Origin of the sequence: Autumnicola lenta, from assembly GCF_031846515.1 — a bacterium.
In the GTDB taxonomy this organism is placed as follows: domain Bacteria; phylum Bacteroidota; class Bacteroidia; order Flavobacteriales; family Flavobacteriaceae; genus Autumnicola; species Autumnicola lenta.
On the sequence record NZ_JAVRHO010000028.1, the window covers coordinates 1 to 22,618 of the forward strand.

Here is a 22,618-nt window from a genome sequence, read left to right on the forward strand (position 1 = left end):
GATAATTACAGTTCATTTCGGTGATATTTCAGGTGTATGATATTTATACTGAATACTGTGATGAAAGTTATTTAAAATTTTAAAGAAATGCTTTGGATGGTAATGTAAATTTACATTTATTTGCAGCCGCAAAAATACCATCACAAGGCTGAGTCGGTAAAACGATGATGGTTCTGTGAAATTGTGTAAAAATTGAATTGGGGAGATACTCAAGCGGCCAACGAGGGCAGACTGTAAATCTGCTGTTTTTAACTTCGCAGGTTCGAATCCTGCTCTCCCCACAAAAAAAGGATTAAGGTTTAATGTTTAAGGACTAATATTTAGGCATTAAACCTTTAACAGTAGGCCTTTTATATTGCGGGAGTAGCTCAGTTGGTAGAGCGTCAGCCTTCCAAGCTGAATGTCGCCGGTTCGAACCCGGTCTCCCGCTCTAAAGACTTTCTGAAAGAAATAACAATTTGATTTAGTTTAAATTGTGTTAAAGGCAGAAAGCAGGGTGAGAAGCCTGTCCTGAGTGAGCTTAAAAAAGCGAATCGAAGGGAACCCGGTCTCCCACTCTAGAAAGTCTGGAACTTTGAGTTCATGATGGCTTTGTGAAGAGGCGGAAAATTAAAATCTTCGCTTCATGACGATTACAGGGAGAAGCGCTCGAGATTGTGATTTCTGTATTGTTTATTTGCTGGCTGGAGATTTAAATATAACAGAAGGTTGTAATGCGTTCTGTGTTGTTCTAGATAAATTATAACCTAATAACCTGAGCAGGTTTGGGGTTATTTTTGTTGTTTACAGAACAATGAATTTTGAGCCGGGGTGCCTAAAGCGCCTCTTTTAAAAGCCGACGTAGCTCAGGGGTAGAGCGTTTCCTTGGTAAGGAAGAGGTCACGAGTTCAATTCTCGTCGTTGGCTCTTGTTTTTGTATAAAATTGAACACTAATATATAACTAAGATTAAATAAGTATTAATTATGGCAAAGGAAACTTATGATCGTTCCAAACCGCACCTTAATATTGGTACAATTGGACACGTAGATCACGGAAAAACAACTTTAACTGCAGCGATTACACGAGTAATGGCTGATGCTGGTTATTCAGAAGCGAGTGCTTTTGATCAAATTGACAATGCTCCGGAAGAGAAGGAAAGAGGTATTACTATTAACTCTTCACACGTAGAGTATTCGACTGCAAACCGTCACTACGCTCATGTTGACTGTCCTGGTCACGCCGATTATGTGAAGAACATGGTTACAGGTGCTGCTCAAATGGATGGTGCTATTCTGGTTGTAGCTGCAACTGATGGTCCTATGCCGCAAACTCGTGAACATATCCTTTTAGGACGTCAGGTTGGTATTCCAAGAATCGTTGTATTCTTGAATAAAGTTGACCTTGTTGACGATGAAGAATTATTGGAATTGGTTGAGATGGAAGTAAGAGATCTTCTTTCTTTCTATGAGTATGATGGTGATAATGGTCCTGTAATTTCAGGTTCTGCACTTGGGGCTTTAGAAGGAGATGAGAAATGGTCTAAGACTGTTCTTGATCTTATGGAAGCTGTAGATAGCTGGATTGAACTTCCTGAGCGTGATGTAGATAAGCCTTTCTTGATGCCTATCGAAGATGTATTTTCTATTACAGGTCGTGGTACAGTAGCAACTGGACGTATTGAAACTGGTGTAGCGAACACTGGAGATCCTGTAGAAATCATTGGTATGGGAGCTGGTAAACTTACTTCCACTATTACTGGGGTTGAAATGTTCCGTAAAATTCTAGATAGAGGTGAAGCTGGAGATAACGTTGGAATTCTTCTTAGAGGTATTGAGAAATCTCAAATCTCAAGAGGTATGGTAATTACTAAGCCAGGTTCTGTAACTCCACACGCTAAATTTAAAGCTGAGGTTTATATCCTTAAGAAAGAAGAAGGTGGACGTCACACTCCATTCCATAACAACTACCGTCCACAGTTCTACGTACGTACAACTGATGTGACTGGAACAATTAGCCTTCCTGAAGGAGTTGAGATGGTAATGCCAGGTGATAACCTTACAATTACTGTAGAGTTAATTCAGGCTATTGCTATGAATCAGGGACTTCGTTTTGCTATCCGAGAAGGTGGTAGAACTGTAGGTGCTGGTCAGGTAACTGAAATTCTAGACTAATTCAGAATTGATTTATAAAGGTATCCCGCTGTAAATCGGGATACCTTCCTTTATATTTACGGGTTTAGCTCAGTTGGTAGAGCACTGGTCTCCAAAACCAGGTGTCGGGAGTTCGAGCCTCTCAACCCGTGCAAGAGAAAATAATTCCTTTACAGGGATCTAAAATTTTCAGGATATCTAGAAAAAAGTGGCGAGATGCCTGTCCCGAGAGAAGTCGAAGGTAGTCTCTCAATCCGAGCAAATAAATCAAGAAATGGCGGGAATTGTTAATTACATATCAGAATCTTATAACGAGTTAAAAAACCATGTTACCTGGACGAGCTGGCCTGAAGCGCAACGCTTAACTATCGTGGTTGCCGTATTCTCAATTATTTTTTCATTGGCAGTTTGGGGTGTTGATTCTTTGTTTAGCTCTGCAATAGAGCAGTACTTCGAATGGATTAAATCTTAAAAAACTACAAATGACAGAGGTAAAGGATAAAAAATGGTATGTTGTTCGTGCCGTTAGTGGTCAGGAAAATAAAGTCAAAGATTATATAGAAAAAGAAATTGCCCACCATGGCCTGGAAGATCAGGTAGACCAGGTTCTTGTTCCAACCGAAAAAGTTATACAAATTAGAAACGGAAAAAAGGTTAATAAAGAACGCGTTTACTTTCCGGGATATATAATGGTACAGGCAAATCTTATAGGGGAAATTCCTCATATCATTAAAGGAATTAATGGTGTGATAGGTTTTCTTGGAGAGACTAAAGGTGGGGATCCGGTGCCACTCAGAAAATCTGAAGTAAATCGTATGTTAGGTAAGGTTGACGAACTCTCTGTGAAAGCAGATAATGTCGCCATTCCTTTTACTATTGGGGAAACTATTAAAGTAATAGATGGTCCATTCAATGGTTTTAATGGTACGGTAGAAAAGATAAATGAAGAAAAACGTAAGCTTGAGGTAATGGTTAAGATTTTCGGAAGAAAAACACCGCTGGAATTGAGCTATATGCAAGTAGAAAAAGTATAACAATATTTGTTACATATTTTTTGATAGTTTTTTAAAGCTTCCACTCTAACAAACTATCACCTAAAAATTTAGAAAATGGCAAAAGAAGTAAGTAAAGTTGTAAAACTACAAGTTCGCGGAGGTGCTGCTAACCCTTCACCACCAGTTGGACCTGCTTTAGGTGCTGCCGGAGTTAATATCATGGAGTTCTGTAAGCAATTTAACGCCAGAACACAGGATAAACAAGGTAAAGTATTGCCTGTTGCGATAACAGTTTATGGTGATAAGTCTTTTGACTTTGTTATCAAGACTCCTCCTGCAGCAGTACAATTGTTGGAAGCATCTAAATCTAAAAAGGGTTCTGGAGAGCCTAACAGAAAAAAAGTAGCAAGTGTTTCTTGGGATCAGGTTAGAGCTATTGCAGAAGATAAAATGCAGGATTTAAATGCATTCACTGTAGAGTCTGCGATGAAAATGGTTGCCGGAACAGCACGTTCAATGGGGATAACTGTAAAAGGTAGCGCACCGTTTTAATCCTAAAAGAAATTAAGAAATGGCAAAAGTAACAAAAAAGCAAAAAGAGGCTCAATCTAAAATCGAAAACGGTAAGCTGTATTCGGTTGCAGAAGCTTCAGCTTTAATAAAAGAAGTTTCCAACGAAAACTTTGATGCTTCTGTGGATTTGGCTGTTCGTTTGAACGTAGATCCTCGTAAAGCTAATCAAATGGTGAGAGGTGTTGTGACACTTCCTCATGGTACCGGTAAAGATGTAAAGGTTTTGGCTCTTGTAACTCCAGATAAGGAAGAAGAGGCTAAAGAAGCTGGTGCAGATTTTGTTGGACTTGATGAATACCTTGAGAAAATTAAAGGCGGCTGGACAGATGTGGATGTTATCGTCACTATGCCTAGTGTTATGGGAAAATTAGGACCCCTTGGTCGTATTCTTGGACCTAGAGGTTTGATGCCTAACCCGAAAACCGGTACGGTAACTATGGATATTGGTAAAGCTGTATCTGATGTTAAGGCTGGTAAAATTGACTTTAAAGTTGATAAAACAGGTATTGTTCACGCTGCAGTTGGTAAGGCATCTTTTGATGCTGAAAAAATTGCTGGTAACGCAAGAGAATTATTAACTACGCTGGTAAAGTTGAAGCCTCAGGCTGCTAAGGGTGTCTATATAAAGAGTATTTATATGGCTAGCACCATGAGCCCGAGTGTGGCAATTGACACTAAAAGGTTTACTGAGCAATAATAAGTTATTATGACAAGAGAAGAAAAATCACAAGTAATAAAAGATTTAACTGCCCAGTTAGCTGATTCTCCAACCATTTATTTAGCAGATATTTCTGGATTAAACGCAGGCGCCACTTCTAACTTAAGAAGAGCTTGTTTTAAAGCAGATATTAAGCTATCGGTAGTTAAAAACACATTATTGGCGAAAGCCATGGAAGCAACTGATAAAGATTTCGCAGATCTGCCATCAGTACTTAAAGGTAATACTTCAATAATGTTATCTGAAACCGGAAATGCTCCGGCCAAGGTTATAAAAGAATTCAGAAAAAAATCTGATAAGCCTCTTCTTAAGGGAGCTTTTGTAGAGGAAGCTGTTTATGTAGGCGATAATTACCTGGATGCCCTTGTAAATATCAAATCTAAAGAAGAAGTTATTGGAGATATTATTGGTCTATTACAATCACCTGCTAAGAATGTTATTTCAGCACTTAAATCTGGTGGCGGTAAAATAGCCGGAATTCTTAAAACTCTTTCTGAAAAGGAAGAATAGATACGTACGCACTTTTTAACAATTATAATTAAAGAACTTTTTAAAACGATAGAAAAATGGCAGATTTAAAAGATTTCGCAGAACAATTGGTTAACTTGACTGTAAAAGAAGTTAATGAGTTAGCTGATATTCTAAAAGAAGAATATGGTATTGAGCCTGCTGCTGCAGCTGTTGCTGTTGCTGGTGGAGCTGCTGGTGGTGAAGAAGCCGCTGAAGAGCAAACTGAATTTGATGTAATCCTTAAGGCTCCGGGAGGTGCTAAGCTTGCAGTAGTTAAGCTTGTGAAAGAACTTACTGGTCTTGGTCTTAAAGACGCTAAAGGATTAGTTGATGGTGCACCTGCTCCAGTAAAAGAAGGTGTTTCTAAAGATGAAGCTGAAGCATTAAAAGCACAGTTAGAAGAAGCAGGAGCTGAGGTTGAGCTTAAATAAGCTTGACAAAAGCAATATTATTTAGGTTTAGGCCTCAGGATTCGCTCCTGAAGGTCTAAACCCTTTTGCGTATATAACGGCATAGTCCTTGTAACGCACCTATATATATAACAAATTATAATTCCGTCCATAGATGTTAGCAAAGCAAACTGAAAGATTGAGTTTCTCTTCTGTAAAGAACAGGCCTGATTATCCTGACTTTCTGGATATCCAGATCAAGTCATTCCAGGACTTCTTTCAATTGGAAACAAAATCAGAAGAGCGGGGAAATGAAGGTCTGTATAATACCTTTTTAGAGAACTTCCCAATTACGGACACCCGTAACCAATTTGTACTAGAATTTTTAGATTATTTCGTGGACCCGCCAAGATATTCCATTCAGGAATGTATTGAGCGTGGTTTAACTTACAGTGTTCCGCTTAAAGCAAGGTTAAAGCTTTATTGTACAGATCCGGAACATGAAGATTTTGAAACCATCGTACAGGACGTTTATTTGGGAACTATCCCTTATATGACCCCAAGTGGTACCTTTTGTATCAATGGTGCAGAGCGTGTAGTGGTATCTCAGTTACACCGTTCTCCGGGGGTTTTCTTTGGACAATCTTTCCATGCTAATGGAACAAAACTATATTCTGCCCGTGTTATTCCTTTTAAAGGATCGTGGATAGAATTTGCTACCGATATTAACAGCGTGATGTACGCGTATATCGATAGAAAGAAAAAATTACCTGTTACTACGCTATTCCGTGCTATCGGTTTTGAGCGTGATAAAGATATTCTTGAAATCTTTGACCTGGCAGAAGAGGTTAAAGTTTCGAAAACAGGACTTAAAAAAGTATTGGGTCGTAAACTGGCGGCTCGTGTATTGAATACCTGGTATGAGGATTTCGTTGATGAAGATACAGGAGAGGTAGTTTCAATTGAACGTAATGAAATTGTTCTGGATCGTGATACAGAACTTGAAAAAGAACATATAGAAGAAATTCTGGAAACTGGTAGTAAAACTATTCTTCTTCATAAAGAGGATAATCAAACCGGTGACTATGCGATTATTCACAATACTTTACAAAAAGACCCTACCAACTCTGAAAAAGAAGCGGTAGAACATATTTATCGTCAGCTACGTAATGCAGAACCGCCAGATGAGGAAACGGCTCGTGGTATTATCGATAAATTATTTTTCTCAGATCAGCGTTACAGTCTTGGAGAAGTTGGTCGTTATAGAATGAATAAAAAACTTGGTCTTGATGTGGCTATGGATAAGCAGGTGCTTACCAAAGAAGACATCATTACCATTGTAAAATATTTAATTGAGCTTATAAACTCTAAAGCTGAGATTGATGATATTGATCACTTGTCTAACCGTCGTGTTAGAACTGTAGGTGAGCAACTATCCCAGCAGTTTGGTGTTGGTCTTGCCCGTATGGCACGTACTATTCGTGAGCGGATGAATGTTCGTGATAATGAGGTATTTACACCAATAGATTTGATTAACGCGAAGACATTGTCTTCTGTTATTAATTCTTTCTTCGGGACAAACCAGTTATCTCAGTTCATGGACCAGACAAACCCGCTTGCAGAGATTACGCACAAGCGTCGTCTTTCAGCACTTGGGCCAGGTGGTTTATCCAGAGAAAGAGCAGGATTTGAAGTACGTGATGTTCACTATACACACTATGGTAGACTTTGTCCTATTGAAACTCCTGAAGGTCCAAACATTGGTTTGATCTCTTCACTTGCAGTTTATGCAAAAGTGAATGGAATGGGCTTCATCGAGACTCCATATAGAAATGTAACTGATGGTAAGATTAATCTTTCTGAAGAGGCTGTTTATTTTAGTGCAGAGGAAGAAGAAGGAAAGAAAATTGCCCAGGCAAATATTCCTTTAGAAGATGATGGAACGATCACTGCTGAAAGGGTAATTGCAAGAATGGAAGGAGACTTTCCGGTTGTAGATCCAAAAGAGGTCCATTATACCGATGTTGCACCAAATCAGATTGCATCTATTTCGGCTTCATTAATTCCTTTCCTGGAACATGATGATGCCAACCGTGCATTGATGGGATCTAACATGATGCGTCAGGCCGTACCATTGTTAAGAGCTGATTCTCCTATTGTGGGAACGGGTCTTGAAAGACAGGTTGCTACAGATTCACGTGTGTTGATTAATGCTGAGGGTGAAGGAGAAGTAGAATATGTAGATGCAAACCAGATTACAATTAAGTACGATCGTACAGAGGAAGAGCGTATGGTTAGTTTCGATAGTGATTCTAAAACTTACGATCTTATAAAATTCCGTAAAACCAACCAGGGAACTTCTATAAACCTTAAGCCAATTGTAGCTGTAGGGGATAGAGTAACCAGAGGTCAGGTTCTATGTCAGGGTTACGCTACTGAAGCTGGTGAACTTGCTTTGGGTAGAAACATGAAGGTTGCCTTTATGCCCTGGAAAGGATATAACTTTGAAGATGCGATCGTAATTTCTGAAAAAGTAGTTAGAGATGATATTTTCACCTCTATTCATATAGATGAATATTCACTGGAAGTTCGGGATACCAAATTGGGTAACGAAGAATTGACTAATGATATTCCAAACGTTTCTGAAGAGGCTACAAGAGACCTTGATGAACACGGGATGATAAGAATTGGTGCCGAGGTTAAACCTGGAGATATTCTTATTGGAAAAATTACTCCAAAGGGAGAAAGTGATCCTACTCCTGAAGAGAAATTGTTAAGAGCAATCTTTGGTGATAAAGCAGGTGATGTTAAAGATGCCTCTTTAAAAGCTTCTCCTTCTTTAAGCGGAGTTGTAATAAATAAGAAACTTTTTGCCAGAGCTATTAAAGATAAGCGCAAGAGAGCTCAGGATAAAGAAGATATTTCGGCTTTAGAGATGAAGTACGAAACTAAGTTCACTACTTTAAAATCTGATCTGGTAGATAAATTATTTGCCATTATTGGAGGAAAAACAGCACAAGGTGTTCAAAATGATTTAGGGGAAGAAGTAATGCCAAAAGGTAAGAAATATACCCTTAAGATGTTAAACGCTGTAGACGATTACACGCACCTTACACAGGGTACGTGGACTACAGATGATCACCTGAACGTATTGGTAGCAGACCTTCTTCATAATTACAAGATTAAAGAAAATGACCTTCAGGGTAATTTAAGAAGAGAGAAGTTTACCATCTCTGTTGGAGATGAGCTTCCTTCAGGTATTCTTAAACTTGCTAAAGTTTATATCGCTAAGAAGCGTAAGCTTAAAGTAGGGGATAAGATGGCTGGACGTCACGGTAACAAAGGTATTGTTGCAAGAATCGTTCGCCAGGAAGATATGCCGTTCCTTGAAGATGGAACTCCGGTTGATATCGTGCTAAACCCACTTGGTGTACCATCACGTATGAACATTGGGCAGATCTATGAAACTGTACTTGGTTGGGCAGGACAAAAATTAGGGAATAAATATGCGACTCCAATTTTTGATGGTGCAACTATAGACCAGATCAATGAACTGACTGATGAAGCAGGAATTCCAAGATTTGGACATACTTATCTTTTTGATGGTGGTACAGGAGAGCGTTTTGATCAACGTGCAACTGTAGGTGTAATTTATATGCTGAAATTAGGACACATGATTGACGACAAAATGCATGCTCGTTCAATTGGTCCTTACTCATTAATTACACAACAACCGCTTGGTGGTAAAGCACAATTTGGAGGTCAGCGTTTTGGTGAGATGGAAGTTTGGGCACTTGAAGCTTATGGAGCATCAAGTACGCTAAGAGAAATCTTAACAGTTAAGTCTGATGACGTGATAGGAAGGGCTAAAACTTACGAAGCAATCGTTAAGGGAGAGCCTATGCCGGAACCTGGATTACCAGAATCTTTTAACGTGCTTATGCACGAATTGAAAGGTCTTGGCCTGGATATTAAGTTAGAAGAATAAATTACTGTTTTAGAATACGGGGTGTTTCAAAGGCACCCCTTTAAAACAGATTTTTCACAATAATTAGATAGCAGCATTTATTATGGCTAGAAATAATGATAAGAATACAGTACAGAGATTTGACAAGATCTCTATCGGTTTAGCTTCTCCCGAGTCAATCCTTGCGGAATCCCGTGGTGAAGTTCTTAAGCCGGAAACTATCAATTATCGTACGCACAAACCAGAGCGTGACGGATTGTTCTGTGAGCGTATTTTTGGTCCTGTAAAGGATTACGAATGTGCCTGTGGAAAGTATAAGAGAATTCGCTACAAAGGAATCGTTTGTGACCGTTGTGGTGTAGAGGTGACAGAGAAGAAGGTACGTAGAGATCGTGTGGGACACATTAATTTGGTAGTTCCTGTAGCACATATCTGGTATTTCCGTTCTTTACCGAATAAAATAGGTTACTTGCTTGGGCTTCCTTCCAAGAAATTGGATATGATCATATACTACGAGAGGTATGTAGTAATTCAACCAGGTAACGCCAAAAATGAAGAAGGTGATCCACTTAAGAAAATGGATTTCCTTACTGAAGAAGAATATCTAAATGTTTTAGACAGTCTTCCGCAGGAAAATCAATATCTCGAAGATAACGACCCAAACAAGTTTATCGCTAAAATGGGAGCGGAATGTCTTATAGAAATCCTTAAGAGAATCGATCTTAATGAGCTTTCTTACGAATTAAGACATAAAGCGAACAACGAAACTTCCAAGCAACGTAAAACCGAAGCTCTTAAAAGACTTCAGGTTGTGGAGGCGCTTCGTGATGCAAATAAGAACCGTGAAAATAATCCGGAGTGGATGATCATGAAGGTTGTACCGGTTATTCCACCAGAACTTAGACCTTTGGTGCCACTTGATGGTGGGCGTTTTGCAACTTCAGATTTAAATGATCTTTACCGTCGAGTAATCATCCGTAACAACCGTCTTAAGAGATTAATGGAGATTAAAGCTCCTGAAGTAATCTTACGTAACGAAAAGCGTATGCTTCAGGAATCAGTAGATTCTCTTTTTGATAATACGAGAAAATCTTCAGCAGTAAAAACCGATTCTAACCGTCCTTTGAAATCGCTTTCAGATTCATTAAAAGGTAAGCAGGGTCGTTTCCGTCAGAATTTACTTGGTAAGCGTGTGGATTATTCAGCACGTTCGGTAATTGTGGTTGGACCAGAACTAAAAATGTTCGAGTGTGGTCTTCCGAAGAATATGGCAGCAGAACTTTACAAGCCTTTCGTGATCAGAAAACTGATTGAAAGAGGAATTGTAAAAACTGTAAAATCTGCGAAGAAAATTATAGATAAAAAAGAGCCTGTAGTATGGGATATCCTTGAAAATGTTCTTAAAGGACACCCTGTATTACTTAACCGTGCTCCTACGCTTCACCGTTTAGGTATCCAGGCATTCCAGCCGAAACTTATTGAAGGTAAAGCGATACAATTGCACCCATTGGCGTGTACGGCATTTAATGCCGATTTTGATGGTGACCAAATGGCGGTTCACCTTCCGCTTGGGCCAGAGGCTATTTTGGAAGCACAGATGTTAATGCTGGCTTCTCACAATATTCTTAACCCTGCGAATGGTTCACCAATTACGGTACCTTCTCAGGATATGGTTCTGGGTCTGTATTATATGACCAAACTTAAGAAATCTACCGATGAAGAAAAGGTAAAAGGTGAAGGCCTTACTTTTTATTCTACGGAAGAAGTTATTATCGCTTACAACCAGAAGAAAGTAGATCTTAACGCCGGCATCAAGATTCGTGCGAAAGATTTTAATGAAGCTGGTGAATTGGTTTACCAGATTATAGAAACTACTGTTGGTAGAGTATTATTTAATGAATCTGTTCCTGAAAAGGCTGGTTTCATTAACGAAGTACTTACAAAGAAAACTTTGCGTGAGATCATTGGGGATATCCTTAAAATCACAAGTGTACCTGAAACTTCTGAATTCCTTGATAGTATCAAAGGACTTGGATATGGATTTGCATTTCGTGGCGGACTTTCCTTCAGCTTAGGGGATATCATTATTCCTGAAGAGAAGCAGGCCATGATTGATGAAGCTAACGAGCAGGTAGAAGGGATCATTGGTAACTATAACATGGGACTTATTACCAATAACGAGCGTTACAATCAGGTAATCGACATCTGGACTTCGACCAACGCAGGATTGACTGAATTGGCTATGAAGCGAATCCGTGAAGACAAGCAAGGATTCAACTCTGTATATATGATGCTTGATTCCGGAGCCCGTGGTTCTAAAGAGCAGATTCGTCAGTTAACCGGTATGCGTGGACTTATGGCCAAGCCTAAGAAATCCAGTTCTGGTGGTGGTGAAATTATTGAAAACCCGATTCTTTCTAACTTTAAGGAGGGGCTTTCAATTCTTGAGTACTTTATCTCAACTCACGGTGCACGTAAAGGTCTTGCCGATACTGCACTAAAAACTGCCGATGCAGGTTACTTAACCCGTCGTCTGGTAGATGTTTCGCAGGATGTTATTGTAAATGATGAAGATTGTGGAACGTTAAGAGGTGTGGAAGTACGCGCACTTAAGAAAAACGAAGAAATCGTAGAATCTCTTGGAGAACGTATTTTAGGACGTATTTCCTTACAGGATGTTCAAAATCCGTCTACAGAGGAACTAATAGTTGCAGCGGGCGAAGAGATTACAGAGGCTGCAGTTAAGAAGATAAACGAAGCTCCTATTGAGAGCGTAGAAGTACGTTCACCCCTTACATGTGAAGCGAAGAAAGGAATATGTGTGAACTGTTATGGTAGAAACCTTGCAACCAACAAACTGGTTCAAAGAGGTGAAGCTGTAGGTGTTGTGGCCGCTCAATCTATTGGTGAGCCTGGTACACAGCTTACATTGCGTACCTTCCACGTGGGTGGTATTGCAGGTAACATTTCAGAAGAAAATAAACTTATAGCTAAGCTTGACGGTATTGCTGAAATTGAAGATCTTAAAGTGGTTAGAGGTGAAGCGCCAGATGGTAGTACTTCAGATATTGTGATTTCACGTACTGCAGAACTTAAGATCAAGGACAAGAAAACAGGAGTGGTATTGAGTAATAACAACATTCCTTATGGTTCTCAGATCTTTATTGAAGACGGTGCTGAAATTTCCAAAGGTGATATTGTTTGCCAATGGGATCCATACAACGGTGTGATTATTTCAGAATTTGCCGGTAAGATCAAGTATGAAAATGTTGAACAAGGTGTGACTTATCAGGTTGAAATTGATGAGCAGACAGGTTTCCAGGAAAAAGTTATTTCTGAATCCAGAAACAAGAAACTTATTCCAACACTTCATATTCTAGGTAAAAAAGACGAAGTAATTCGTTCTTACAACCTTCCGGTTGGAGCGCACCTTATGGTAGACAACGAAGAGAAAATAGGTGTAGGAAAGATTCTTGTTAAGATTCCACGTAAATCTTCTAAAGCAGGGGATATTACAGGTGGTCTTCCAAGGGTAACCGAACTATTTGAAGCTCGTAATCCATCAAACCCTGCTGTAGTAAGCGAGATAGACGGAGTTGTTTCCTTCGGAAAAATTAAGCGTGGTAACCGCGAGATTATCGTAGAATCCAAGCTTGGAGAAGTTAAAAAGTACCTTGTAAAACTTTCTAACCAGATCCTTGTTCAGGAAAACGATTATGTTCGTGCAGGTATGCCGCTTTCTGATGGTTCTATTACACCAGAAGATATCCTTAACATTAAAGGACCAAATGCTGTACAACAGTATCTTGTGAACGAAGTTCAGGAAGTTTACCGACTACAGGGCGTGAAGATTAACGATAAGCACTTTGAAGTAGTAGTACGTCAAATGATGCGTAAAGTAAGAATTCAGGATCCGGGAGATACAATTTTCCTTGAAAACCAACTTGTACACAAAGCTGACTTTATAGAAGAAAATGATAAAATTTTCGGAATGAAAGTGGTGGAAGATGCAGGTGATTCAGAAAATCTTCGAGCAGGACAAATTGTTTCTCCAAGAGAACTAAGGGATGAGAATTCCATTCTTAGAAGAGAAGACAAGAATCTTGCGACTGCAAGAGACGTGACTGCTGCAACGGCAACTCCAGTTCTTCAGGGTATTACCAGAGCATCACTTCAGACGAAATCATTTATCTCGGCTGCTTCCTTCCAGGAAACTACCAAGGTACTTAACGAAGCTGCAGTTAGTGGTAAAATAGATAATCTTGAAGGATTAAAAGAGAACGTAATTGTAGGACATAGAATACCTGCAGGTACGGGAATGCGTAAATACGATAGCATTATTGTTGGTTCTAAAGAAGAATTCGACCAGATGCTTGAGAAAAAGCAGGAAGTTAATTACAACTGATGCATTTTATAAATAAATTGAAGAGGGCTGCTTTTGTGGCCCTTTTTTATTTAATATATTGTAACGAGTGAACAAGTAACGTAGTGATGTAGTGAGCAAGCCGTAAGCAAATAGAAAGCGTTCACAAGAACTTCAAGCGATCACGACGTCACAACGTCACATGGTCACAACATCACAACAAAAAACAAAAATATGAGCGAAGAAAAAAAGCCGAAAAAGGGACAAATTAATATAGAACTGGATGAGAATGTTGCTGAAGGTATCTACTCAAATCTGGCAATTATCAACCATTCTGTTTCAGAGTTTGTAGTGGATTTTGTGAACATTATGCCCGGTAAGCCGAAGAATAAGGTGAAATCGAGAATTATTTTGACTCCGCAACATGCAAAAAGGCTTTTAAAAGCTCTTGCAGACAATGTACAGCGTTTTGAAAAAGCTCATGGAGAAATTAAGGATTATGAAAAAGCTCCGCTTCCTTTAAATTTTGGCCCAACGGGACAGGCTTAAGAAAAGTAATTGACTGATGGTCGAAAATTGCCAATTTTCGGCAAACACTTAGAACCCCACAGATTCCAAATCTGCGGGGTTTTCCTGTTTTACTACTTTATCTTTTTCTTCTGCAAAAAAGCATTAGCTGATAAAGAAATGGCGAAAATATCCTTCTAAAACTGAAAAAAATTAGACTCACATCTTCACCTCACGCTATGCTGGGCAGAAACTCAGCGAAAATTGCCTAATTCCGGACAACGCATCCTCAGGCCTAAAGTCGACAGTCGAATTTTCATTTCTCAGCCTTAAGCTTTATTGTGAAAATCAACCAGAAATGAAAATTTAGCAGAAGCATCCTGTAAACTTATTTAAATATGTTCAAATTCCGTAAATTAGAAGAAGACGGTGTCCTGTCCTACACTTCAGCTTAAGAAATCAATAAAATATGAACGAAAGTACTTCAAATTCAGAACCAACAAAGCGCATCGCAGCTATAGACATGGGAACAAACTCTTTTCATGCCGTTTTAGTGGATATTTATCCGGATGGTAGTTTTCGCACCGTAGATAAACTCAAAGAGATGGTGAAACTTGGCGAAAAAGGAATGGATAATTACCTGAGTGAAGAGGCGATGGAAAGAGGTCTGGAGGCACTAAAAAGGATCAAGTTCTTATGTGATCGTCAAAATGTAGAGCAGATTCTTGCTTATGCGACAAGTGCCATCAGGGAAGCTGCAAATGGCGGAGATTTTATTCAACAAATAATAGATGAGGTAGGTATTAAAGCGAGAGCAATTTCGGGAAAAATGGAGGCCGAAATGATCGCCTATGCCGTGAAGCATGGAATTTCACTTACCGAAGAAATGGTGCTCATGGTGGATATAGGAGGAGGTAGTGTTGAATTTATAATCGGAAATAAAGATGAATCGGTCTATTTTACCAGTCTAAAACTTGGAGTTGCCAGGATGGCAGCAGGTTATGTAAATTCTGATCCCATAACAGAAAAAGAGATTGCAGCATTAAATGAGCATTTTAGGAAAGAGCTTAACGAAGTTTCTCAAAACCTTAAAAAATACGATGTAAATACAATTGTAGGATCTTCGGGAACTATGGAAAATATTGGCGAAATGGTTGCAGGACGTAACGCTATTACTGCAGAAATGACTCTTAATGAGCTTCAGTTTAATTCTCAGGAATTTCTGGATTTTTACGATCATTTCATCGAGCTGGATATTGAAAAACGTGCAAAGGAGAAAGGTCTTGAAGAAAAAAGACTGGACATTATCAATCCCGGAATGGTCCTTCTTAAATTTATGATTGAGGAGTTTAAGATCGAAAATGTGAAAATTTCGGAGTCCGCTTTGCGGGAGGGAATGATCCTTAATTTTATTGATAAGGAAAGAGACCAGCTTAATCTGCAATTAGTACGTCATTTCCCTGATCCACGGAAGAGAAGTGTATATGAACTTTTGCATAAATGTGATTGGCCGGAGCAGCATTGCACTCATGTGACCAATTTCGCACTACAATTATTTGATGAATTTCAGAAAGATTTGAAGTTAGCAGATTCAGATAGAGAACTATTTGAATACGCCAGTCTTATGCACGACATTGGTTACTATATTTCTCACCGAAAACATCACAAACATGCGCTATACTTAATCCGAAATTCAGATTTGCTTGGTTTTAAAGAAGATGAAATTAACCTAATGGCGAATGTCGCCCGCTATCATAGAAGGTCAACTCCACATAAGCGGCACAAAAGATACAAGGATCTTAGTAAGAACCTGAGAAATCGGGTGAAAAAACTTTCTGCGCTGTTACGTGTGGCAGATGGTTTGGATCGCAGCCATTATCAAAATGTGCGGGAACTGGAAATTAAAAAGGATAACGAAGAAGTTACACTTCTTATAACTACCGATAGTGATCCTCAGCTGGAGATTTGGGGCACTTTGCGTAAATCAAAACTATTTGAGAAGGTAACCGGAAAAAAACTAAAGATATTTTCAGTTATAGAAGAAGAGGTAAGAACGAGTGTCTAAAAGACTCATTTAAGGAATAGCCGGAATTACAGTCAGCCTGAGCCTGCCAAAGGCCATTTCTTTTTGCAACCGAAATCTAGATCAATAACAGCCATTTTAGAGCCTCCTTCTTTATTTAGTTTTCGAATCAAAATCAGCAGAAGAGCTTGATATCCGCACTTCATCAGGCTAAGTTTGGTTACATCTATAAGCCGGTGCTACAGTCTGGCTGAGCCTGACGAAGCCTATCTGCTGTTGTAGGCCGACAATTGCCATTGTGGAGAAACTTTTTTATTCTGAAATTAAGGTGTACAAGCAGACCTCACAGGTCTTGAAGACCTGTGAGGTCTTGTCACTATTAAGATGAGAATTTTTTAAATTCCAGCAATCTACTCGAACATTTAAGATTTATTAGTGGATGCGTGGTAAATAGGATCGATAATTGCCAATTTAGAGCCTCCTCCTTTTTTTGGTACAGGAGAATTAATCGAAGTAAATCAGCAGAAGAGCTTGATATCCAAACTTCCTCAGACTCAGTTTGACCGCCAGAATAAGCTGGCTCTATAGTCCGGCTGAGCCTGTCGAAGCCTATTTTTACACTTCGTCAGGCCCAGTGTGATACCTAAAAGCTATAGCTATTCCAGGTACTTCTTAAAATAAACCCGTGCGGCTTTCATTACTTTTGGTGCGAGAATTAAAGTGGAGATCATCGTTGGAATGGCCATCAACGCAAAAAAACCGTCAATTAAATTGATCATCATACTTAAAGAAGTTGTCGCGCCAACCAGAATGCTCAGGATATAAAAATAATTGTAATAATGTTTGTTTTCGGCTCCCAGGAGGAAGTTGAGGCATTTTGTTCCGTAGTAGGAATATGAAAAAAGAGAGGAAATACTAAAAGCTGCGATGCACAACAGTAAAACGTAATCTCCCACATACGGAATGGAATTTCTAAAAGCTGCTGCGGTAAGGCTAACTCCATTGGCATCGCTGCTTTGCCATACTCCTGTTACCAGAATAGCAAGTGCTGTAAGCGTACAAACGACCAAAGTGTCTATTGCTGGCCCCAACATGGCGACGAGACCTTCCCGAACGGGTTCTGAAGTTTTACTTGCACCGTGTGCCATTGTTGCGGTTCCAATTCCCGCCTCATTTGAAAAAGCCCCTCTTCGGATTCCCAGGATCATTAATCCGCCTATAATTCCACCGAAAAGTGGCTCTCCTTTGTAATTTTCCGCGGCAAAAGCGTCAGTAAAAATGAGCCCCAGGTAACGCGGCAGTTCGTCAATATTTACAAAAAGGATTACAAGAACAGCTACAAAATAAACAGCTACCATTGCAGGCACCAGCTTAGAAACTGTGCGACTTATTCTGTAAAGTCCGCCAAGGATTACTGCGGAAGTGATAATTGTAAGGATTATTCCAATAATGAGATTAGATATAAATCCTGTTTCAATTCCCTGTGGCTCGAGTAAAATAGAATTAATTGCCTGGGTTAATTGATTCACATTAAAAACCGGCAGAGCTCCTACCAGTCCCGCTACCGCAAAAAACACAGCCAGCGGCTTCCAGCTTTTTCCCAGACCTTCCATTATATAATACATTACGCCGCCCTGGATGTTTCCTTCAGTATCTTTTCCGCGGTACATTACCGCTAAAGTATTAGTGAAAAATTTGGTAGACATTCCCACAATTGCACTTACCCAAAGCCAGAAAACAGCTCCCGGGCCTCCCAATGCAATCGCGACCGCCACGCCGGCAATATTTCCCATTCCTACGGTGGAAGAAAGCGCTGTGGATAAAGCCTGGAAATGATTAATTTCTCCCGGAGCATTGGGGTCGTCATACTTTCCCCGAAGCAAATCTAAAGAATGTCCCAAATACCGGAAAGGAAGAAAGCGTGAAAGGATCAGCAAATATAATCCGCCACCGATGAGCAAAATAACCAGAGGTAAACCCCATACAAGCGAAGCAAATTCCGCGATAAGCTCATTCAGTTGATCCATAGTTTTCACATTTGGATCGAAAATAGGAAATTAAACACTATAAATCCGCACGCTGTTGTTTTTAAAATTCTGAAGTAAAGTGAAATTTGATATCTGGATATTTCTGCTGAGTCATTTGTAGCGAAAATTGTGAATCGGCCAAAAATACAAGTTGACCATGTTTGTCCTTGGCGAGGAATTTCGATTTTACTCTTTTGAAATCTTTAAATTCTTCACTCTTCGGATTGTTTGCTTCCACCCATGTAGCTTTATAGACATTCAGGTTTTCATAGGTACATTTCGCTCCGTATTCGTGTTCTAATCTATACTGAATAACTTCAAACTGAAGTGCTCCAACAGTTCCAATAATTTTCCTTCCGTTTAACTCCAAAGTAAATAATTGTGCAACACCTTCGTCCATCAACTGGTCAATTCCTTTTTCCAGTTGCTTGGATTTCATAGGATCGGCGTTATTGATATAGCGAAAATGTTCCGGAGAAAAACTTGGAATTCCTCTGTACATTAAATTTTCACCTTCAGTTAAAGTATCACCTATTTTGAAGTTTCCGGTGTCGTGTAAACCCACAATATCGCCCGGATAAGAGACATCTACAATTTCTTTTCGTTCAGCAAAAAAAGCATTCGGACTCGAAAACTTAAGACTTTTATTATGTCTTACATGTAGGTAAGGTTTGTTTCTTTCAAACTTTCCGGAGACAATTTTTATAAAAGCGAGTCGGTCACGGTGCTTGGGATCCATATTGGCGTGAATTTTAAAAACGAATCCGGTGAATTTATCTTCATCAGGTTCAACCAATCTTTCGTCGCTTTCCTTTGGACGCGGGGTAGGAGCAATGTTAATAAAGCAATCCAGAAGTTCCCGAACACCAAAATTATTTAAAGCCGACCCAAAGAATACAGGCTGCAATCTTCCGGCAAGATACGCCTCCTTGTCAAATTCAGGATAAACTCCCTGCGCCAATTCCAGTTCCTCTCTTAACGTATCGGCAGCTTTATCACCAATTAGCTCATTAAGTTCTTCAGAAGCAAGATCAGAAATCTCTACAGTTTCTTCGATATCTTTCCTGGGATCGCCTGTAAATAGGTTTACATTCTGTTCCCAGATATTATAAATCCCTTTAAAATCGTAACCCATCCCAATTGGGAAACTTAGAGGAGTTACGGTGAGGTTCAGTTTTTGCTCAATTTCATCAAGAAGTTCAAAAGCATCTTTCCCTTCACGATCCATTTTATTTATAAAAACGATCATGGGAATATTCCGCATACGGCAAACTTCAACGAGTTTTTCAGTTTGTTCCTCAACACCTTTGGCAACGTCAATCACAACAATCACGCTGTCTACCGCAGTAAGCGTCCTAAAAGTATCTTCAGCAAAATCCTTGTGACCGGGTGTATCTAAAATATTAATTTTAATGTCCCGGTATTCAAACGCAAGAACAGAAGTAGCTACAGAAATACCACGCTGCCGCTCAATTTCCATAAAGTCACTCGTGGCACCTTTCTTAATTTTGTTGGATTTTACTGCACCGGCTTCCTGAATTGCACCTCCAAAAAGCAAAAGTTTCTCTGTAAGGGTAGTTTTACCGGCATCTGGGTGAGAAATAATACCAAAAGTTCTTCTTCTCTTTATTTCTTTCTGAAAACTCTTCATCTATTGATAATTGAAGCGCAAAAGTACTATTCTTTCAGGAATTTTTCGAAGAACTGAGATCCTAATTCTCTGCGGAATTATAGTCGATAATTGGCATTTTTCGGGCTTCATTTTTTTAAAAGTTTGTAACTTTCAGGTTGAGCATTTGGAGCTTATGAAGATTTCTTCAGAATATAAATTACTGATATTGGGAATTTTACTTGTAATTTTTCCGCGGATATCTTCTGCACAGGCGCAAATGGAACATATTGCAGCAGGTTCTTACCTGGTAAACATGGGAGAAAGGCCGCAGACGTCTTCTAATGCGCTAAAACCGTATGGTTTACTGCATGATTTGCTGAAAAACGAGTCGGTAGAGATAAAATGGATCATAAATCCCGAAAAAGAGAAGGACGGAGTTGATTTTACTCATGATAATATGGAATTTAGAGGCAGCTCCTTTGTTGTCCCGGTTTCTTACATAACTGATGAAGTAAAACAGAAGATCGAAAATTGGCAAAAAAAGGGAGTGGTTGGCAAGTTTGCAGTTTCAAACCTGAATTTGCCAGTTTTCACCACTCTTTCTGTCGCACCAAAATGGACGCTGGACAGGCAAAACGGAAATATTGCCCTCCCTTTTTTTGAAGTTGCAGAAATTCCTGCGGAAGCATTTGGGGGTAATGATCCCACGAATTGGAAAAGCCCATCAGAACTTGGGGTGTGCGATGATATTTTTGTGATGCCGCATGCAGAGCCAAAATTTGAAACTCATAAAAATCTTTATTACTGGAATCGCAATTATAAAGGTGCGATCTGGGCCGGTTGCCATGCAGGAAGTCAGTTGGAAAACCTGGTGGGAATAGAAGAAGAAGGCGCTGACAAAATAAAGATGCAACTTAATTTTCTTTCAGCAGGATTTGCAGGAGCTGCCAGTGCGGGTTTAATTCCGTATCATAAACATCGCCACGCTACGCCACCATACGCTCATTTACAACCTGCAGATCCTGTTTCGCAGTACTTAGGAATTGTAGATAATGCACACTTAAATGGTTCTGAGCGGGTTTTTTATCCGAGAAATAGAAATTTATGGAGATCCGGAGTAAAGAAAATTGTAATGGATCCTTCGGCGCCTGATAATCCTTCTTTAACTAAAGCCGAAGCCGCTATTGTTGTTTACGGTCATGGTTTTGATAATGAGCAAAACGGACTGGTAATGTACCAGGCCGGGCACAGTATTTTTGGTGATACAGAACAACATATTGCGGCGATGCGTACTTTTTTTAATTGGAGTTTTTATTCCGCGGAAGTAAAACGAAAGCAGAATCTCATGAAGTTTGAAAATCAGGGATCTCAGCAATCAGCTGTGGCGGCGCGCATAGGAGACGATTTGGCTAAAATTCTGAAGTTAAACAACATAATTTTTGATCTGGACGAGGCTGAAATTAAAACAGAAGCAAAAAAGGAGCTGGATAGGATAGCCGGGTTTATGAGAGAATATCCCGAATTGCTCATCGATGTCCGTTCTCATACAGATTGCAGGGAAGATGACGATTATAACTTAAAACTTTCTGAAGAAAGAGTAGCGGTGACAAAGGATTATCTCCTGCAGAAAGGCATAGATCCAAAACGGATTTCCGGTCGCGGTTATGGTGAAACCGAAATTATGAATGACTGCATAAACGGTGTTCCCTGTAACGAAAAGCAACACAAAATTAACAGGCGGTCAGAATTTATTCTATCCATAGACTGCTCTCTCTATTCCGGCCGACTTAAACAAAACACAAAGTAGTAATACCTGAAAAAACTTATTTGGTAAAGGTATTCGCTATTTTGTACATTTGATTTTCAATAGAAAAAATGGCAAAGGAAAAGGTTATTTTAGTTAACGAAAAGGATGAGCAGGTTGGTCTTATGGAGAAGATTGAAGCTCATGAAAAGGCGCTTTTGCACAGGGCATTTTCAGTTTTCGTTTTTAATGAGAAGGGAGAGACCATGATTCAGCAGCGTGCACTTTCAAAGTACCATTCCCCCGGTTTATGGACAAATACCTGTTGCAGCCACCAGCGCGAGGGAGAAACTAATATACAGGCTGGAAAAAGACGCCTCCAGGAAGAAATGGGTTTTTCGACAGATTTGAAGGATACGATTTCATTTATATATAAAGCTCCTTTCGACAATGGCCTGACAGAGCATGAATTCGACCATATTTTGGTTGGGAAATTCGAAGGAGAACCAGATTTAAATCCAGATGAAGTTGCAGACTGGAAATGGATTAGCCTTGAGGATGTAGAGAAGGATATGAAACAGAATCCTGAAATATATACCGAATGGTTTAAAATAATATTCGATAAGTATTATTCACATATAAAATCATGAGGTTAACCGTCCATAGAAAAGCACATTTTAATGCTGCCCACCGTCTTTTCAGGAAAGAATGGGATGATGCGAAAAATGAAGAAGTTTTCGGAAAGTGCAGCAATCCTAATTACCACGGTCATAATTATGAGCTTACGGTTTCTGTTACCGGAGAAATAGACCCTGAAACAGGTTTTGTGATGGATCTTAAAATTCTGAAGGATCTAATTTATACGGAAGTTGAGCAGCCTTTTGATCATAAAAACCTGAATGTTGAGGTGGAAGAATTTAAAAAGCTCAATCCTACTGCAGAAAATATTGCTGTGGTTATCTGGAATAAACTTCGGAATAATCTAAGGGAGGACCTCGAACTGATGGTTACGCTTTATGAGACGCCGCGTAATTTTGTTACTTATAAAGGAGAATAAAT

Annotated in this window: 16 protein-coding genes and 4 tRNA genes; 18 read left to right on the top strand and 2 right to left on the bottom strand. The window is 39.4% G+C overall.

The window, feature by feature from the left end; genetic code table 11:
* Positions 1 to 199 precede the first annotated feature (199 nt).
* The 15 genes from RM545_RS15260 to RM545_RS15330 all read left to right on the top strand — a co-directional run bounded on the left by RM545_RS15260 (position 200) and on the right by RM545_RS15330 (position 16,218).
* A tRNA-Tyr gene (locus RM545_RS15260) sits at positions 200 to 281 on the top strand.
* Between the two features lie 76 nt (positions 282 to 357).
* Positions 358 to 430, top strand: a tRNA-Gly gene (locus RM545_RS15265).
* Between the two features lie 404 nt (positions 431 to 834).
* Positions 835 to 906: transfer RNA gene (locus tag RM545_RS15270), tRNA-Thr, on the top strand.
* Between the two features lie 58 nt (positions 907 to 964).
* Positions 965 to 2,152 (top strand): elongation factor Tu, encoded by a 1,188-nt coding sequence (gene tuf, locus RM545_RS15275; protein WP_311496156.1) that lies wholly within the window; start codon positions 965 to 967, stop codon positions 2,150 to 2,152.
* 58 nt (positions 2,153 to 2,210) lie between these two features.
* Positions 2,211 to 2,283 (top strand) — tRNA-Trp (locus RM545_RS15280).
* 122 nt (positions 2,284 to 2,405) lie between these two features.
* Positions 2,406 to 2,603 carry a preprotein translocase subunit SecE gene (secE, locus tag RM545_RS15285; RefSeq protein ID WP_311496157.1) on the top strand — a complete coding sequence of 66 codons (198 nt, stop codon included), beginning with the start codon at positions 2,406 to 2,408 and terminating at the stop codon, positions 2,601 to 2,603.
* Between the two features lie 10 nt (positions 2,604 to 2,613).
* Positions 2,614 to 3,165 carry a transcription termination/antitermination protein NusG gene (gene nusG / locus RM545_RS15290; protein ID WP_311496158.1) on the top strand — a complete coding sequence of 184 codons (552 nt, stop codon included), beginning with the start codon at positions 2,614 to 2,616 and terminating at the stop codon, positions 3,163 to 3,165.
* A 75-nt stretch (positions 3,166 to 3,240) separates the two neighbouring features.
* Complete coding sequence (rplK, locus tag RM545_RS15295; protein ID WP_311496159.1) at positions 3,241 to 3,678, top strand: 50S ribosomal protein L11; 438 nt, start codon at positions 3,241 to 3,243, stop codon at positions 3,676 to 3,678.
* A gap of 19 nt (positions 3,679 to 3,697) precedes the next feature.
* Positions 3,698 to 4,396, top strand: a complete 699-nt coding sequence (gene rplA / locus RM545_RS15300; protein WP_311496160.1) for a 50S ribosomal protein L1 — start codon at positions 3,698 to 3,700, stop codon at positions 4,394 to 4,396.
* Between the two features lie 9 nt (positions 4,397 to 4,405).
* Positions 4,406 to 4,927, top strand: coding sequence for a 50S ribosomal protein L10 (gene rplJ, locus RM545_RS15305; RefSeq protein WP_311496161.1), 522 nt, complete (start codon positions 4,406 to 4,408; stop codon positions 4,925 to 4,927).
* A 56-nt stretch (positions 4,928 to 4,983) separates the two neighbouring features.
* Positions 4,984 to 5,358, top strand: coding sequence for a 50S ribosomal protein L7/L12 (gene rplL / locus RM545_RS15310; RefSeq protein ID WP_311496162.1), 375 nt, complete (start codon positions 4,984 to 4,986; stop codon positions 5,356 to 5,358).
* A 133-nt stretch (positions 5,359 to 5,491) separates the two neighbouring features.
* Positions 5,492 to 9,304 carry a DNA-directed RNA polymerase subunit beta gene (rpoB, locus tag RM545_RS15315; RefSeq protein WP_311496163.1) on the top strand — a complete coding sequence of 1,271 codons (3,813 nt, stop codon included), beginning with the start codon at positions 5,492 to 5,494 and terminating at the stop codon, positions 9,302 to 9,304.
* Positions 9,305 to 9,386: 82 nt separating this feature from the next.
* Positions 9,387 to 13,688 (top strand): DNA-directed RNA polymerase subunit beta', encoded by a 4,302-nt coding sequence (rpoC, locus tag RM545_RS15320; protein ID WP_311496164.1) that lies wholly within the window; start codon positions 9,387 to 9,389, stop codon positions 13,686 to 13,688.
* Between the two features lie 192 nt (positions 13,689 to 13,880).
* A complete protein-coding gene (locus RM545_RS15325) occupies positions 13,881 to 14,195 on the top strand; it encodes a DUF3467 domain-containing protein (RefSeq protein ID WP_311496165.1) in 315 nt (104 codons plus the stop codon).
* A gap of 427 nt (positions 14,196 to 14,622) precedes the next feature.
* Positions 14,623 to 16,218: a Ppx/GppA phosphatase family protein gene (locus RM545_RS15330; protein ID WP_311496166.1), complete on the top strand. Its 1,596-nt coding sequence runs from the start codon at positions 14,623 to 14,625 to the stop codon at positions 16,216 to 16,218.
* A 614-nt stretch (positions 16,219 to 16,832) separates the two neighbouring features.
* Here the strand turns inward: RM545_RS15330 and RM545_RS15335 are convergent.
* Both RM545_RS15335 and RM545_RS15340 read right to left on the bottom strand, forming a co-directional pair.
* Entirely contained in the window at positions 16,833 to 18,203 is a 1,371-nt protein-coding gene (locus tag RM545_RS15335) for an alanine/glycine:cation symporter family protein (protein ID WP_311496167.1), read from the bottom strand.
* Positions 18,204 to 18,264: 61 nt separating this feature from the next.
* A complete protein-coding gene (locus tag RM545_RS15340) occupies positions 18,265 to 19,854 on the bottom strand; it encodes a peptide chain release factor 3 (protein WP_311496168.1) in 1,590 nt (529 codons plus the stop codon).
* Between the two features lie 154 nt (positions 19,855 to 20,008).
* Between RM545_RS15340 and RM545_RS15345 the strand changes: the two genes are divergently transcribed.
* From RM545_RS15345 to RM545_RS15355, 3 genes are all read left to right on the top strand, one after another.
* The gene (locus RM545_RS15345; RefSeq protein ID WP_311496169.1) at positions 20,009 to 21,622 is read left to right on the top strand and encodes an OmpA family protein; all 1,614 of its coding nucleotides are present in this window, start codon (positions 20,009 to 20,011) and stop codon (positions 21,620 to 21,622) included.
* A 68-nt stretch (positions 21,623 to 21,690) separates the two neighbouring features.
* On the top strand, positions 21,691 to 22,209 hold the full coding sequence (idi, locus tag RM545_RS15350) for an isopentenyl-diphosphate Delta-isomerase (RefSeq protein WP_311496170.1): 519 nt from the start codon (positions 21,691 to 21,693) through the stop codon (positions 22,207 to 22,209).
* Entirely contained in the window at positions 22,206 to 22,616 is a 411-nt protein-coding gene (locus RM545_RS15355) for a 6-pyruvoyl trahydropterin synthase family protein (protein ID WP_311496171.1), read from the top strand. Before idi ends, RM545_RS15355 begins: the two co-directional genes overlap by 4 nt.
* Positions 22,617 to 22,618 lie beyond the last annotated feature (2 nt).